Annotated in this window: 10 protein-coding genes and 1 pseudogene; 4 read left to right on the top strand and 7 right to left on the bottom strand. The window is 68.1% G+C overall.

Going from position 1 to position 14561, the window contains the following annotated elements; translation table 11 throughout:
• Positions 1–34: 34 nt before the first annotated feature.
• The 3 genes from BN3385_RS00785 to BN3385_RS00775 are packed head-to-tail and all read left to right on the top strand — an operon-like array spanning position 35 to position 5342.
• Positions 35–1840 (top strand): glycosyltransferase family 39 protein, encoded by a 1806-nt coding sequence (locus tag BN3385_RS00785; RefSeq protein ID WP_059014169.1) that lies wholly within the window; start codon positions 35–37, stop codon positions 1838–1840.
• A gap of 44 nt (positions 1841–1884) precedes the next feature.
• Positions 1885–3129: a bifunctional glycosyltransferase family 2/GtrA family protein gene (locus BN3385_RS00780; RefSeq protein WP_059014168.1), complete on the top strand. Its 1245-nt coding sequence runs from the start codon at positions 1885–1887 to the stop codon at positions 3127–3129.
• Positions 3126–5342, top strand: a complete 2217-nt coding sequence (locus tag BN3385_RS00775; RefSeq protein WP_082690213.1) for an ArnT family glycosyltransferase — start codon at positions 3126–3128, stop codon at positions 5340–5342. Before BN3385_RS00780 ends, BN3385_RS00775 begins: the two co-directional genes overlap by 4 nt.
• Here BN3385_RS00775 and BN3385_RS29275 read toward each other — a convergent pair.
• Positions 5228–5650: pseudogene (locus tag BN3385_RS29275) on the bottom strand (hypothetical protein); the annotation flags it as partial. The gene BN3385_RS00775 and the pseudogene BN3385_RS29275 sit on opposite strands and share 115 nt — an antisense overlap.
• Positions 5651–6199: 549 nt before the next feature.
• Positions 6200–7876, bottom strand: a complete 1677-nt coding sequence (locus tag BN3385_RS00765; RefSeq protein ID WP_082690212.1) for a SulP family inorganic anion transporter — start codon at positions 7874–7876, stop codon at positions 6200–6202.
• Between the two features lie 37 nt (positions 7877–7913).
• Between BN3385_RS00765 and BN3385_RS00760 the strand changes: the two genes are divergently transcribed.
• On the top strand, positions 7914–9791 hold the full coding sequence (locus BN3385_RS00760; protein WP_059014164.1) for an alkyl/aryl-sulfatase: 1878 nt from the start codon (positions 7914–7916) through the stop codon (positions 9789–9791).
• Between the two features lie 12 nt (positions 9792–9803).
• Here the strand turns inward: BN3385_RS00760 and BN3385_RS00755 are convergent, their stop codons facing one another.
• The 5 genes from BN3385_RS00755 to BN3385_RS00735 are packed head-to-tail and all read right to left on the bottom strand — an operon-like array spanning position 9804 to position 14521.
• A complete protein-coding gene (locus BN3385_RS00755; protein ID WP_059014162.1) occupies positions 9804–10778 on the bottom strand; it encodes an NADPH:quinone oxidoreductase family protein in 975 nt (324 codons plus the stop codon).
• Positions 10778–11401, bottom strand: coding sequence for a TetR/AcrR family transcriptional regulator (locus tag BN3385_RS00750; protein WP_059014160.1), 624 nt, complete (start codon positions 11399–11401; stop codon positions 10778–10780). The genes BN3385_RS00755 and BN3385_RS00750 overlap by 1 nt, the downstream gene beginning before the upstream one ends.
• Positions 11398–12705 (bottom strand): acyl-CoA dehydrogenase family protein, encoded by a 1308-nt coding sequence (locus BN3385_RS00745; RefSeq protein WP_059014158.1) that lies wholly within the window; start codon positions 12703–12705, stop codon positions 11398–11400. Before BN3385_RS00745 ends, BN3385_RS00750 begins: the two co-directional genes overlap by 4 nt.
• Positions 12706–12717: 12 nt before the next feature.
• Positions 12718–13476, bottom strand: a complete 759-nt coding sequence (locus BN3385_RS00740) for an SDR family NAD(P)-dependent oxidoreductase (protein ID WP_059014155.1) — start codon at positions 13474–13476, stop codon at positions 12718–12720.
• A gap of 1 nt (position 13477) precedes the next feature.
• Complete coding sequence (locus tag BN3385_RS00735) at positions 13478–14521, bottom strand: phosphotransferase family protein (protein WP_059014153.1); 1044 nt, start codon at positions 14519–14521, stop codon at positions 13478–13480.
• Between the last annotated feature and the right edge of the window lie 40 nt (positions 14522–14561).

Below are 14561 nucleotides of genomic sequence, written 5' to 3'. Positions count from 1 at the left end.
GTTCCGGGACATCGTGCTCCGGCAGCATGGCACAGTGACCGCTGCCCACCGCCGTACCGAGCGCGTCGCGCTGGCGGCCCTGCTCGCCGCCACCGCGGTGCTGTATCTGTGGAACCTGGGTGCCAGCGGCTGGGCCAATGCGTTCTATTCGGCGGCCGCACAGGCAGGTTCGATGAACTGGACCGCCTGGCTGTTCGGGTCGAGCGATCCGGCCAATGCCATCACCGTGGACAAAACCCCGGCCGCGCTGTGGGTGTCGGGGCTTTCCGCGCGGCTCTTCGGCGTCAATCCGTGGAGCATCCTGGTGCCGCAGGCGCTGTTCGGCGTTGCCGCGGTTGCCGTGCTCTACGCGTGCGTGCGCCGGGTCAGCGGGCCGTGGGCGGGCCTGCTCGCCGGGGCGATCCTGGCGGCGACCCCGGCCGCGGCCCTGATGTTCCGCTTCAACAACCCCGATGCGCTGTTGGTGCTGGCGCTGGTGTGCGCCGCGTACGCCACCCAGCGGGCCCTGGACCGCGAGGCATCGGCGTGGTGGATGCCCGTGGCGGGTCTCGCCGTCGGTGTCGGATTCCTGGCCAAGATGATGCAGGCCTTCCTGGTGCTGCCGGCCCTGGCGCTGACGTTCGCGGTGGCCGCCGACCTCCCGTGGCGCACCCGCGTGCGCCGGCTCGCCGGTGCCGCGGTGGCGGTGGTGGTCAGTGGCGGCTGGTATCTGGTCCTGGTGAGTGTGTGGCCCGCGCAGTCGCGCCCCTATATCGGCGGCTCGCAGCACAATTCGATCATCGAGCTGGCCCTGGGCTACAACGGTCTGGGACGGCTGACCGGCGACGAGGTCGGCGGTCTGGGCAATCTGAACTTCGACGTGGGCTGGGCGCGGCTGTTCGGCACCGAGATGGGCCCGCACGTCGCCTGGCTGCTGCCTGCCGCGGTGATCGCGCTGCTGGCAGGGCTCTGGATCACCCGGCGACGGTCACGGACCGACGTGACGCGCGCCGCCCTGCTGCTGTGGGGCGGCTGGCTGGCCGTCACAGCCGTGGTCTTCAGCTATGCCAACGGCATCCTGCACCCGTACTACACCGTTGCCCTGGCCCCGGCGGTGGCAGCCACCGTCGCGATCGGTACCCGCTTGCTGTGGCAGCGCCGGTCGGATCTGCGCGCCGCGACCGTGCTGGCGGGCATGACGGCGATGACCACTGCGCTCAGTACCGTTCTTCTGCAGCACTATTCGCCGTGGCTGCCCTGGCTTCGGCTGAGCGTCCTCATCGGCGGTATCGCCGCGTCGTTGCTGCTAGTCGTCATCGCGCGCTTTCCGCGTCCTGTTGAGGCGGCGGTGGCCGGCCTTGCCGTCGTGGTGGTGTTGGCCGGGCCGGTGGCCGTGTCCGTGGCGACGGCGTCGTCCCCGCGTTCCGGCGCGATCCCGTCAGTCGGGCCGTCTCATGGCGCCAGCGGCGGTATGCCCGGCTTGTTCGGAGCTCCCGAGCCCGGACCGGAACTCGTTGCCGCACTGCGCGCTGACGCCTCCCACTACACCTGGGCCGCAGCTGTTATCGGGTCGAGCAACGCCGCGGGATACCAGCTCGGCACGGGTGTTCCGGTGATGGCGGTCGGCGGATTCAACGGCACCGATCCCGCACCGACGCTGCAGCAGTTCCAAGACTATGTCGCGGGTGGCCGCATCCACTGGTTCGTCGACGGCGCCATGCCCGGTCCCGGCGTCGCAGCACACTCCGGCAGTGACGCCGCCGATCGCATCAGCGATTGGGTGAGCACGCATTTCGCGCCCCGAATTGTCGACGGCGTCACGGTGTACGACCTGTCGCAACCGCTCACAGGAGGGTCATAGCCCGGTCCAACGTCCGGCCCAATCCGGTGCCCGATGATCGAGTTATGACCCTCACCGACCTTCCCGCGATGCGTAGACGCAACGCAGCACTGCACGCCGCCGATCGCGGCGTGCCAGTGCTCGACGTCGTGGTCCCGGTGTACAACGAGCAGGCCGTGCTGGCCGGCTCGGTCCACCGGTTGCACCGCTATCTGAGCGAGGACTTCCCGTTCACCTTCCGAATCACTATCGCCGACAACGCCAGTACCGACGACACCTGGCTGATCGCGACGGAGCTGGCCGACGAACTGCCGGAGGTGTGCTGCGTTCGCCTGGAACAGAAGGGCCGTGGCCGCGCCCTGCACGCGGTGTGGTCGTCATCGGACGCGCCGGTCCTGGCATACATGGACGTCGACCTGTCGACTGACCTGGCGGCGGTGGCGCCGCTGGTGGCCCCGCTGGTGTCGGGGCATTCGGACCTGGCGATCGGCACCCGGCTCAGCCGCGGGTCGCGGGTGGTGCGCGGTACCAAGCGCGAGATCATCTCGCGGTGCTACAACCTCATCCTGCGGTCCACGCTCTCCGCGAAGTTCACTGACGCGCAATGCGGTTTCAAGGCGATCCGCTCCGATGTCGCCGTCGAACTGCTGCCGCACATCGAGGACACCGGCTGGTTCTTCGACACCGAGCTGCTGGTGCTGGCCGAACGCAGCGGGTTGCGGATTCACGAGGTCCCCGTCGACTGGATCGACGACCCCGACAGCCGCGTCGACATCGTCGCCACCGCGGTGGCAGACCTGAAGGGAATCGCCCGCTTGATCAAGGGATTCAGCACCGGTGAGATTCCGGTGCAGGCTATCGGTGCCCAGTTCGGCAACTGCGGCGGCGCACCGCGCTCCCTGCTCAATCAGGGTGTGCGGTTCGCGGCGATCGGGATTCTGTCCACCCTGGCCTATCTGGCGCTGTTCCTGCTGCTACGTCCGATGGGCGCTCAGGGTGCCAATCTCGTGGCGCTGCTGCTGACCGCGGTGGCCAACACCGCCGCCAACCGGCGCTTCACCTTCGGTGTACGCGGCCGCACCGATGTCGGCCGCCACCAGTTCGAGGGGTTGATCGTCTTCGGTATCGGCCTGGGAATGACCAGCGGGGCGTTGGCTCTGCTGCAGTTGTCCGGGGAACCGCCGCGCGCGCTGGAACTTCTGGTTCTGGTCGGCGCCAACCTGGGCGCTACTGTGGTTCGCTTTGTGTTGTTGCGCGGCTGGGTCTTTCACCCGCGGCGCACCCGGATCGCCGAAGGCGGTGCGGAATGACCGTCCTCGAGGATGTGGTGGTGCCGCAGTATGACGAGGTGACCTCACCGGATCGTCCGCGCTGGGTACGGCCTGCGCTGGCAGCGCTGTTGGCCGTCACCGCCGTGCTCTACCTGTGGGGTCTGGGTGCGGCCGGCTGGGCCAACGAGTACTACGCGGCTGCTGTCCAGGCGGGCACCCAGAGTTGGAAGGCGCTGCTGTTCGGGTCGATCGATTCCGGCAACGCCATCACCGTCGACAAGCCGCCCGCCGCGCTGTGGGTGATGGCACTGTCGGGCCGGCTCTTCGGGTTCGGCACCTGGTCGATGCTGGTGCCGCAGGCGCTCATGGGCGTGGCCTCGGTGGCACTGGTCTATGGCGCGGTGCGCCGGGTCAGCGGCTACGGGGCGGGATTGCTCGCCGGTGCCGTGCTGGCGCTGACTCCGGTTGCGGCGCTGATGTTCCGGTTCAACAACCCCGATGCGTTGTTGGTGCTGCTCCTGGTGGTGGCCGCCTACTGCCTGACCCGTGCCCTCGATGGTGCCGTGATGCGGTGGGCCACACTGGCCGGTGTCGCCGTGGGCTTCGCGTTCCTGGCCAAGCTACTGCAGGCGCTGCTGGTCACCCCGGCGCTGGCGCTGGTGGTGCTGGTAGCGCTTCCGGGCAGCTTCTGGCACCGCGTGCGGGTGTTGGCCGCCGCCGCGGCCGCGATGATCGTCTCGGCCGGCTGGTATCTGGCTCTGGTGAGCCTGTGGCCGGCGGACTCCCGGCCCTACATCGGCGGTTCCACCGACAACAGCCTCCTGCAGTTGGCCTTGGGCTACAACGGTCTTGGCCGGGTATTCGGCGGTGACGGTAACCCCGGTGGCTCCGGCGACGCCTCCGGGCAAGGCCCGGGGCCGATGGGCGGATCGCCCATGTTCGGTGGCTCCACCGGGATCACGCGGATGTTCGGTGAGTCGATGGGTACCGAGATCTCCTGGCTGCTGCCCGCCGCGCTGATCGGTCTGGTGGCCGGGCTGTGGTTCACCCGCCGCGCTCCGCGCACCGACCGCACCAGGGCGGCGCTGCTGCTGTGGGGTGGCTGGCTGGTGGTCACCGCGTTGGTGTTCAGCTTCATGAAGGGGATCATGCATCCCTACTACACGGTGGCGCTGGCTCCGGCCGTTGCCGCGGTGATCGGCCTCAGTGTCCGGGAACTGTGGCGCGGCAAGCAGTTCGGTGCTGCCCGGTGGACGCTGGCCGCCATGGTGGCGGTCACCGGGGTGTGGAACTTCGTCCTGTTGGACCGCACTCCGGACTGGCTGCCGTGGCTGCGCTGGGTCATCGTCGTGGGTGCGGTCGTGGTGGCTGCGATGCTGGCCGCCGGTGGCCACCGCCTGGGCCGGTGGACGGCAGTCCTGGCCGCGGCGGGCCTGATCGTCGGCCTCGGCGGAACGGCCGCCTACACCGTGGAGACCGTGCTGCACAGCCATGGCGGGTCCATCCCCGTGTCCGGTCCCAGCCGGGCCGGCGACGGCTTCGGTGGCCCGGGTGGACCGGGCGGTCCCGGCGGAGGTGGCGGCGTGTCGCCGTCGGAGAACACCGACCTGCAGAAGCTGCTCAAGGAGACCGGAAACCGTTGGGCTGCGGCCACTGTCGGATCGCACACCGCCGGCAGTCTGGAACTGAACACGGGCGCTTCGGTGATGTCGATCGGCGGGTTCAATGGCGGGGACAACTCGCCCACCCTGGAGCAGTTCCAGGACTACGTCAGCGCCGGGCAGATCCGCTACTTCATCGTCAGCGACGGCCCGGGCTTACCGCCCGCGCCGGCCTCGCCGCTGCCGCCGGTGACGTCGCCGCCTTCGCCGCCGACGCCACCCGCCTGGCCGGGCAGTGTGCCGTCCGCTCCGGCAGTGCCGTTGCCCGCGTTACCCGTAGTGACGTCCGCCCCTGCGGAGCCGTTGCTCGCCGGTGATGGGGCCGGACTGGGGTTGGCGCCGTCGGCGCCCGTCGCACCCTTGCCGCCGTTACCTCCCATCCCGCCGTTACCGAAAAGGCCTGCTGCGCCGCCGTTACCACCGTTACCGCCGTTGCCTCCGGCCACCGCCGCGTCGGCGCCATTACCGCCGTCGCCACCGTTGCCGAACAGTCCCGCTCGACCGCCGTTACCGCCGTCGCCACCGGATTCGGTTGCGTCGCCGCCTTTTCCACCGTTGCCGCCGAAGAAACCGCCGTCGCCCCCGTCCTGACCCGGCGCGCCATCGGCGCCGTTGCCCCACAGCAGTCCGCCGTTCTGCCCGGGCTCGGTGGCGTCGCCGATCAGCAGCACGCCACGCGGCCCGATCACGGTGAGGCCGGCATCGGTGACAGAGATGCTGAACAGAGACTTCAGTTCCGTGACGCCATCGGACACGGTGAGTAGCGCGGGCACGGCGGCCACCTGGTTACCGGTGTGCCGCGCGCTGACCGTGGCGATCGCCGCGGAGACCGCCGCGGGCAGTGCGACGGTGTCCGCGGCCACCCGGGAAGCGCCCTCGGTGGTCAGCTGCGACAGCATGGTGGCCGACGCGGTTGGCGGAACGTGCCACTGCACGCTCACCCGCCCGGACGTCGCGGATGCGGACTGAGCAGCGATCGATGCCGACGGAGCGGTGATGGCGAGCGAGGTGAGCACCGCACCCCCAGGCGCCGGTTGGGGAATGCCGGCAACCGGTCCGAGGAGCGATGCGGCGACGAGTTCACCGGCTGCTGCCGCCGACAACAAGCCAACGACCCGTAGCTGTCCCATCATCGGTTCCCTCCTGAGCCCGCACACGCCGGTTTCGCCGGTCGATAATGGCAATAGCGTGGCGTTGTCGCAAGCTCCGGGAGAAATCGGGACGGATCTTTTTCGGCGTATTTCCAAAATTCCTGTTGAGCATGTCCACGTGATCCGTATAGCGAAGCTAGTAAGTATGGCTCGATAAATAGAGCACTTCCAAGACGTGATGCGATTCGCATAGCGGAATCACGTGATCCATCGGCAGTGTGCGGATAAATTCGGGTGGTCCGGTTTCCGGACAGCGTGAAGATTCGACTAATTTCGCGCTGAATTCGACGGGCGCAGCTAATTCAATTCGGCGGCCGGCGGCGGAGGATCGGGCCGCAGGGCGGCCACCGCGGCGCGATTGGTCTCGAACACCTGGTGGCCCTGCAGCAGGTGCATCCGGGTCAGGTTGGCGGCCAGCTGCGGGCGCACCCGCGAGTAGGCGAAGGTGATCGACTTGCCCTGCAACCACTGCAGTTCCTTGGCCAGTGATTCCGCCCCGGTGACATCGACGTCGGTGACGCCCTCCATGTCGAGGATGAATGCCTTGACCGGATGGGGCGCCTCGTTGACCACGCGGCGGATCTCGGCACTCAGCGTCTGGGCGTTGCCGAAGAAGATCGGCGCCGCAAAGCGCATCGCGATCACGCCCGGCACGGTCTCGTGGACGTCGTCGCTGCCGACGGTCAGCGACACGTGCGGATCGTCGGATCCCTCGAGCACGTCGACGGCCGGCCGGGCCGCCTTGCGCAGCAGGTTGATCAGCGACAGAACGAACGCCAGCACGATGCCGGCCAGCGGGCCAATGAGCAGCACGCCGAGGAAACATGTTGCACCGATGAGGAATTCGAACCGGGACAGCGACCACAGGTGGCGGAACTCGCGGATGCCGAGCAGCTTGGCCACCGAGACACCCACGATGGCGCCGATCGCGGGCATCGGGATGTCGGCCAGCAGGTCGGCGCCGAACAGCAGCAGAAGCAGTGCACCGGCCGCCATCACCAGCAGCGGCAACTGGGTCCGGGAGCCGGCCTGGTCCATCGCGGCGGCCCGCGAGGTCGACGATCCGAGGGTGAACCCGGAGGACAGCCCGGAGGCGACGTTCGCCGCGCCGAACGCCAGCAAATCGCGGTTCGGTTCGGTCTTGTACCCGTACTTGTCGGCATACGAGCGGGCCAGCAGCAGGCCCTCGCCGACGGTGACGGTCGTGATAGCGATCGCGGGCAGGATCACCGCCACCCACTGCGACCAGGACAGGTGCGGCACCGCCAGCACGGGTGGCCCGGACGGCACCGACCCCAGCACCGCCACTCCCTTGCCCGGCAGATGCAGCAGCGTCGAGGCCACCGTCGCGAGCACCAGCACCACCAACGCCCAGGGCACGGCGGGCCAGCGCCGTCGCGCGGGCACCAGCACCGCGACTGCCGCCACCCCGAGCAGCAGCGACCACACGTGCAGCGTGCCGATCTTGGTGACGAGGTGGACCAGGCGCTCGAAGAACTCCGCGCCACTGGGTGTCTTGATCCCCATGATCTTGGCCACCTGGCTGAGCAGGATGTCGGTCGCCAGGCCGCCCACGAAGCCGATCAGGATCGGCTTGGACAGGAAGTCGGCCAGGAAGCCGAGGCGGAACACCGAGCAGGCGACGAACAGCACACCGCCGACGATGGCCTGCGCGGCGGCCATCGCGGCGTACTGTCCGCTGCCCGCCGGTGCCAGCCCGCTGAGTGCGGAGCCCACCAGGGCGGCTGCCGCGGCGTCGGGTGCGGCGACCAGGTGGCGCGAGGAGGCCAGCAGCGCGAACACCACCGACGGCAACACCAGGGCGTACAGGCCCGCGGTCGGGGGCAGCCCGGCGATCTGGGCGTAGCCGATGTTCAGCGGTAATGCGATGGCCAGCAGCGTGATACCGGCCAGCACCTCGGTGCCGATGTTGCCTCTGGTAAGACCGGGTAGCACGTTCATCGGCGCAATCATGCGGCCAACCGTGGCCGTCTGGGGAAGGATTTGTCACATGGAGCACAAACCACCCACATCCGTCATCGAAGCCGCGCACGCCCAGCACCTGGCGTCGCTTCCCTTCGAGGACACCGCCGACTTCGACGACGCCGACCGGGGCTTCATCGCCGCGCTGGAACCGTGCGTCGTCACCGCCGCCGACGGCCGGGTGGTCTGGGACAACGATCTCTACAACTTCCTGACCGGTGACGCCCCGGCGTCCGTGCACCCGAGCCTGTGGCGGCAGTCCATCCTGGCGGCCAAACAGGGCCTCTACGAAGTGGTGGAGGGCATCTACCAGGTGCGCGGTCTGGACCTGTCGAACATCACCTTCATCGAAGGCGATACCGGCGTCATCGTCATCGACCCGCTGATCAGCACCGAGACCGCGGCGGCCGCGCTGGCGCTCTACCGGGAGCACCGCGGGGATCGCCCGGTGGTCGCCGTCATCTATACCCACAGCCACGTCGACCACTTCGGTGGTGTCCTCGGGGTGACCACCCAGGCTGACGTCGACGCCGGCAAGGTCGCGGTGATCGCACCGGAAGGTTTCGTCCAGCACGCGGTGCAGGAGAACGTCTACGCCGGCACCGCGATGGCACGCCGCGCTTCGTACATGTACGGCACCCTGCTCGAACGCGGCCCGCGCGGACAGGTCGGCTGCGGCCTGGGGCAGCAGACCTCCACCGGTGAGGTTGCCATCATCGTGCCGACGATCGACATCACCACCACGGGTGAGACGCACACCGTCGACGGCGTCGAGATCGAGTTCCAGATGGCGCCCGGCACTGAGGCGCCGGCCGAGATGCACTTCTACTTCCCGCAATTCCGCGCGCTGTGTATGGCCGAGAACGCCACCCACAATCTGCACAACCTGCTGACGCTGCGCGGTGCCCTGGTCCGCGACCCGCACGCCTGGTCGGGATATCTCACCGAGGCCATCGACACCTTCGCCGACCGCACCGACGTGGTGTTCGCCTCGCACCACTGGCCGACCTGGGGCCGCGAGAACATCGTGGAATTCCTTTCGCTGCAACGTGATCTGTATGCCTACCTGCATGACCAGACGTTGCGGCAGCTCAACCAGGGCTACACCGGCATTGAGATCGCCGAGACCTTCCAGATGCCGCCCGCGCTACACGACGCCTGGCACGCGCACGGTTACTACGGCTCGGTCAGTCATAACGTCAAGGCGGTCTACCAGCGCTACATGGGCTGGTTCGACGGCAACCCTGGACGGCTGTGGGCGCATCCGCCGGAGGCCATCGGCCCGCGCTACGTCGAGGCGATGGGCGGTATCGACCGGGTGGTCGAGCTGGCCCAATCGGCTTTCGACGCAGGTGACTTCCGCTGGGCGGCAACACTGTTGGATCACGCGATCTTCACCGACGAGAACCATGCCGGTGCCCGCGAGCTGTATGCCGACACCCTGGAGCAATTGGGCTATGGGGCCGAATGTGCAACGTGGCGAAACTTCTTCCTGTCCGGGGCGACCGAACTGCGCGACGGCAACTTCGGCACACCGGTGGGGGCCAACTCGTCGGCGATCATGGGCCAGCTGACACCCGAGCAGATGTTCGACACCCTGGCCATCAATGTGAACGGGCCGCGCGCCTGGGACCTGGACCTGGCCATCGACATCACCTTCGCTGACCTCGGATCGAACTACCGGCTGGCGCTGCGCAACGGTGTTCTGGTGTACCGCAAGTGCCCAGCGGAGGAGTCGAGCGCGAATGCCACCGTGACACTGGCGAGCAAGATGCGGTTGCTGGCCGCGGCGGCAGGGGATTTCACCTCGCCGGGCCTGGATGTCAGCGGTGATCCGCAGGCGTTGCAGTCCCTGCTGGGCGCACTCGACCGGCCGAACCCGGCGTTCAACATCATCACGCCGTAGGCCGGGACCACGTCAGGCGATGTCGATGACGACCTTCCCGACGGCCTTGCGGTCGGCGACGTAGCGCAACGCGGTGGCGGCCTGCTCCAGCGGGAAGCGTGCCCCGATGTAGGGGCGCAGCTTGCCCTCGGCGAACAGTGCCGCCAGTTCGGCGTCATCACGGCCGATCTGGTCGGGGTAGTCGGTGGCGAAGGTACGAATCTCCATGCCCACCACAGTGATTCCCTTGAGCATCACCAGGTTCAACGGGATCGCGGGGATCTCACCGGCGGCATACCCCAGCGTGACGAACCGGCCGCCCCGGCCCAGCCCGCGCAGCGCCGGCTCGGAGTACCGGCCGCCCACCGGATCGAGGACCACCTGCGCGCCGTCCGCACCGGTGATCTCCTTGAGCCGGGCCTTGAGGTCCTCGCGGTCGTAGTCGATCAATGCCTGCGCCCCACGCTGCCGGCAGATCTCCAGCTTCTCCGGGTCGGATGCCGCGGCGATCACCCTGGCACCCATGAGCACCGCGATGTCGACCGCCGCCAGCCCCACACCACCGGCCGCGCCCAGGATCACCACCCAGTCGCCGGGTTTCACCGGAGCCACGGTGCGCAGGGTGTAGTAGGCGGTGCGATTGGTCACCCCGAACGCCGCGGCGTCGGCGTAGTCCACCCCGTCGGGAATGGGGGTCAGGCCGCGGGCATCCACCACGGCCTGCTCGCTGAAGGCGCCGACGAACGACGTCGCCGACACCCGGTCGCCGGGGCGCAGGTCCACCCCGTCACCGACGGCCAGCACGTCACCGGCCAGTTCGCTGCCCGGACTGAACGGAGGCGGCACCTTGATCTGGTACTTGCCCGCGATGAGCAGCACGTCAGGGTAGTTCACCGCGGCGGCATGCACTTTCACCACCACCTGGCCGGGACCGGGGGTGGGGTCGGGCAGGTCCTCGACGACCAGATCCTCCGGTGTGCCGTACTCCCGGCAGATGACGGCGCGCATCAGCGTTCTCCTTCTGTCACGCCCAGCCCGGCGAGACAGAAGCGCACCAGGTGGTCGATGTCCCGGCGCCCAGGCTGGCCGCTGGAAGCCACGTAGCGTCGCATCGTACCGACCGTGCACACGAACACCGCGTCCGCGTCGCGCTCGGGATCCGGGCGGCCCAGCGCGCGCAGCGGTTCGATCAGCAGGGCGCGCATCGAGGCCATGATCTCGTCCTCGCCGAGCCGTTGTTTGTCGGAGTCCGACATCTGCCCGAGGAGCGCGCGGCTCATCCCGATCGCTGCGGGATCGGCCACCTGGGCCAGTGCCCCCTTGATCCAGCGGGTGATCTTGCCGACCGGTGTGGTCTCTTTGCCCATCTGGTGTTGCAGGTAGGAAACCACCAGCGCCACACCGCGTTCCATCGCCGCCAGCATCAGATCGTCCTTACCCGCGAAGTAGCGGTAGAACGCTTTGTTGGACACCCCGGCCTCCGACACGATGTCGCTGACCCGCGGCGCATCCGGTGACACCCGCTGCATCACCCGCACGGTGGCGGCCAGAATGCGCTCCACCTCCTCGGTGGCCTCGCGCTGACGATCATCGAGAGCCCGGCCGACGGCGGCCGCCGCACGGGTACTCACGGCGAAACAGGCAGGGCCGGAATGCGATCGACGAGGTGGCCGTACTTCTCCCGGGCCCGCTCGATGCGGTTGCTGAGGAATTCGCTGGGCCAGACCGGGTCCTCGGGTTCGTACCCCTTGAGCACCATCCTGGCCAGGTTGACCTTGTGGGCCTCGGTCGGCCCGTCGGCCAGCCCCAGCGCGATACCACCGAACAGCACGTTCGTCAGCGGCATCTGGTCAGTCAGACCCAGGCCGCCGTGCACCTGGATTGCCCGCAGGCCGATTGACTTGAGCACCGCCGCGGTCTGGATCTTGCAGGCGGAGATCGCCTCGCGTGCCGCGTGCTCGCCCTGGGTGTCCACCAGCCAGGCGGCGTAGAGCACTAGCAGCCGGAACTGGGTCAGTTCCACGTAGGAGTCGGCCACGAATTCCTGGATCAACTGTTTATCGGCGAGCAGACTGCCTTGGGTGAAGCGGCTTTTCGCGCGCCGGCCCATCATGTCGATGGCGCGCTGGGCCACTCCGATGGACCGCATCGCGTGGTGCAGACGGCCGCCGGCCAGCCGGGACTGGGCGACCGCGAAGCCGTGCCCTTCCTCCCCGAGCATGGCCGATACCGGCACCCGGACGTTGTCGTAGTGCACCAGCGAGTGCCCTGGATCGTGGGAGTGTGAGCCGACGAGGTGGTGCGTCGCCTCGACGGTCACCCCGGGGGTGTCCTTGGGCACCAGGAACGTCGAGGCACCCTTGTGTACCGGGACGTCCGGATCGGTGATGGCGACGACGATGAAGAACGACGCCACCGAGGCGTTCGAGGACCAGTACTTGCGGCCGTTGAGGACCCAGTGGTCGCCGTCGCGCACCGCTCTGGTGGTGAACACCCGTGGGTCCGAGCCGCCCTGCGGTTCGGTCATCGAGAAGGTGGAGAAGATCTCCCCGGACAGCAGACCCGCCAGGTAGGTGTCCTTCTGTTCCTGGGTGCCGAACCGGGCGATGATCTCGGCGTTGCCGGTGTCGGGTGCCTGGGTGCCGAAGATGATCGACGACCACGTTGCCCGGCCGAGGATTTCGTTGATCAGGGTCAGCTTGACCGCGCCGAAGCCCTGGCCGCCCAGGTCAGGGCCCAGGTGCGGCGCCCACAGGCCCTGGTCGCGCACCTGCTGTTTTAGCGGGTCGACGATCCGGCGGCGCTCGTCGTTCAACGGCAGGAATTCGCAGCTGGGAAACAGCACCTCCAGCGGCTCGACCTCCTCGCGGACGAACTCCCGGATCCACTCCAGCTTCTTGTCGAACTCCGGCTCGACGGAGAAGTCGAAGGCCATATCAGTGCTCCTTTACGGAATGCCGCCGTCGGCGCGCAGGATCGAACCGGTGGTGAAACTGGAGGCGTCCGACATCAGGAACAGTGCGGCGCCGATGATTTCGTCGGGCTGGCCCGCACGCTGCAGGGCGTGCCGGCCGAACGGGTTCTCCACCCCGAAGTCCCACGCCTTGCTGATGTCGGTGAGGAAAGGGCCGGGCATCAGGGTGTTGACCCGCACCGTCGGCCCGAACGCCATCGCGAGGCCTTCGGTCATGGCGTTGAGCCCGGCCTTGGATGCGGCGTACGGGATGAATGACGGGTGCGGTCGCAGCGAGCCGTGGGTGCTGACGTTGATGATGACCCCACCGCCGTCGGCCACCATCCGTTCCCCGACGAGTGCCGAGAGCCGGAACGGGCCCTTGAGGTTGAGGTTCACCACCGCGTCGAACAGTTTCTCGTTGACGTCGGTGAGCTTCTCGTAGGTCGGCGACATGCCGGCGTTGTTGACCAGGACGTCGAGCTTGCCGAACCGGTCGTATACCGCCTCGACCAGTCCGTCGAGCTGATCCCATCGGCCCACATGGACGCCGTATGGCATTGCGGTACGGCCGGTTTGGGCCTCGATCTCCTCGGCGGTGGCCACGCAGGTGTCGTACTTGCGGCTGGCGATCACCACGTCGGCCCCGCACCGGGCGGCGGCCAACGCCATCTCCCGGCCCAGGCCCCGGCTGCCGCCGGTGATCAGGACCACCCGGTCGGTCAGGTCGAACAGATCGTCGGCGTACCCCATGTCAGGCCTCCTCACCGGACCGGGCCAACCGCGCTGCGGTACTGATCAGGTCGGGCACCATCGCACCGAACGCCTCGGTGATCTTCGGATCGGCCGCACCGCCGCTGACCGCGGCCGCGTAGGTCTTCTCCAGAACGATGCCCAGCTTCCAGTTGGCCAGGACCAGGTAGTAGTGGATGTTCTCGGTCGAGAGCCCACTGATCTTCTCGTAATGGTCAAGCAGTTCGCTGCGGGTCGGCATCCCGTCCATCGGAAGGTAGAAGCCCTGATCTTTCGGATTCTCGCCGTCATAGCCCAGCAATGCCCACGCGACATCGAGCAATGGGTCGCCGATGGTGGTCATCTCCCAGTCGACGATCGCGGCCAGCCGGCCCGGTGCCCCGTGCGCGAACATCACGTTGGCGAATTGGTAGTCGCCGTGCATGATGCCCGGCGTGAAGTGGGCCGGGCGGTTGGCCCGCAACCAGTCCGACGCCACGTCCAGGCCCGGCAACTCGCGGACCTTGAAGGAGTTGAGGAACGACAGCCAGCGGTCCACCTGGCGGTCGTGGAAGCCGTCGGGCTTGCCGAAACCCTCCAGCCCGCGGGCCTGCCAATCGAGCCGGCCCAGTTTGGCGGCACCTTCGATGAGCTGGAACGCCAGCCCGCGGCGGGCCTGAAGATCGGTGTCGAACGGCGCCTCCCAGCCGCCCTCCATCGGGCTCCAGCCGTCGATCTCCTTCATCAGATAGAACGGCTTGCCCAGCACCTCGCCGCTCTCGTCGGCCGCCACGAGTTCGGCGTGCGGGACGTCGCTGCCCTTCAGCGCGCGCTCCAGCCGGATCTCGCGAAGTAGTTCGCCGAGTCGTCGCTCGTCGGCGCGCGGACCGGGCATCCGCAGCACCATGCCTTCCCCGCCCCGGGTGACCCGGTACAGCAGATTCTGCGAGCCGCCCTTGATCACCTCCACGACGGGCAGTTCGCCGCTGCCCGGTGCGTCCTGGGTGTCGAGCCAGCGGCCCAGGGCAGTGATGTCCAGCTCGGCGGAACTATCAGTTCTCGTCATGGCACTCCTCAATCTCCAAACGGAGAATAGCATTCTCCAA

This window comes from Mycobacterium sp. M26 (assembly GCF_001494595.1).
Classification (GTDB): Bacteria; Actinomycetota; Actinomycetes; order Mycobacteriales; family Mycobacteriaceae; genus Mycobacterium.
This window is presented reverse-complemented; position numbering and strand designations above follow the sequence as displayed.

Bases quoted from the DNA above. Each gene is read 5' to 3' on its own strand.
- BN3385_RS00745 (WP_059014158.1), bottom strand. From the start codon at position 12,705: ATGGCCTTCGACTTCTCCGTCGAGCCGGAGTTCGACAAGAAGCTGGAG.
- BN3385_RS00780 (WP_059014168.1), top strand. From the start codon at position 1,885: ATGACCCTCACCGACCTTCCCGCGATGCGTAGACGCAACGCAGCACTG.
- BN3385_RS00735 (WP_059014153.1), bottom strand. From the start codon at position 14,521: ATGACGAGAACTGATAGTTCCGCCGAGCTGGACATCACTGCCCTGGGC.
- BN3385_RS00765 (WP_082690212.1), bottom strand. From the start codon at position 7,876: ATGATTGCGCCGATGAACGTGCTACCCGGTCTTACCAGAGGCAACATC.
- BN3385_RS00755 (WP_059014162.1), bottom strand. From the start codon at position 10,778: ATGCGCGCCGTCATCTGCCGGGAGTACGGCACACCGGAGGATCTGGTC.
- BN3385_RS00760 (WP_059014164.1), top strand. From the start codon at position 7,914: ATGGAGCACAAACCACCCACATCCGTCATCGAAGCCGCGCACGCCCAG.
- BN3385_RS00740 (WP_059014155.1), bottom strand. From the start codon at position 13,476: ATGGGGTACGCCGACGATCTGTTCGACCTGACCGACCGGGTGGTCCTG.
- BN3385_RS00775 (WP_082690213.1), top strand. From the start codon at position 3,126: ATGACCGTCCTCGAGGATGTGGTGGTGCCGCAGTATGACGAGGTGACC.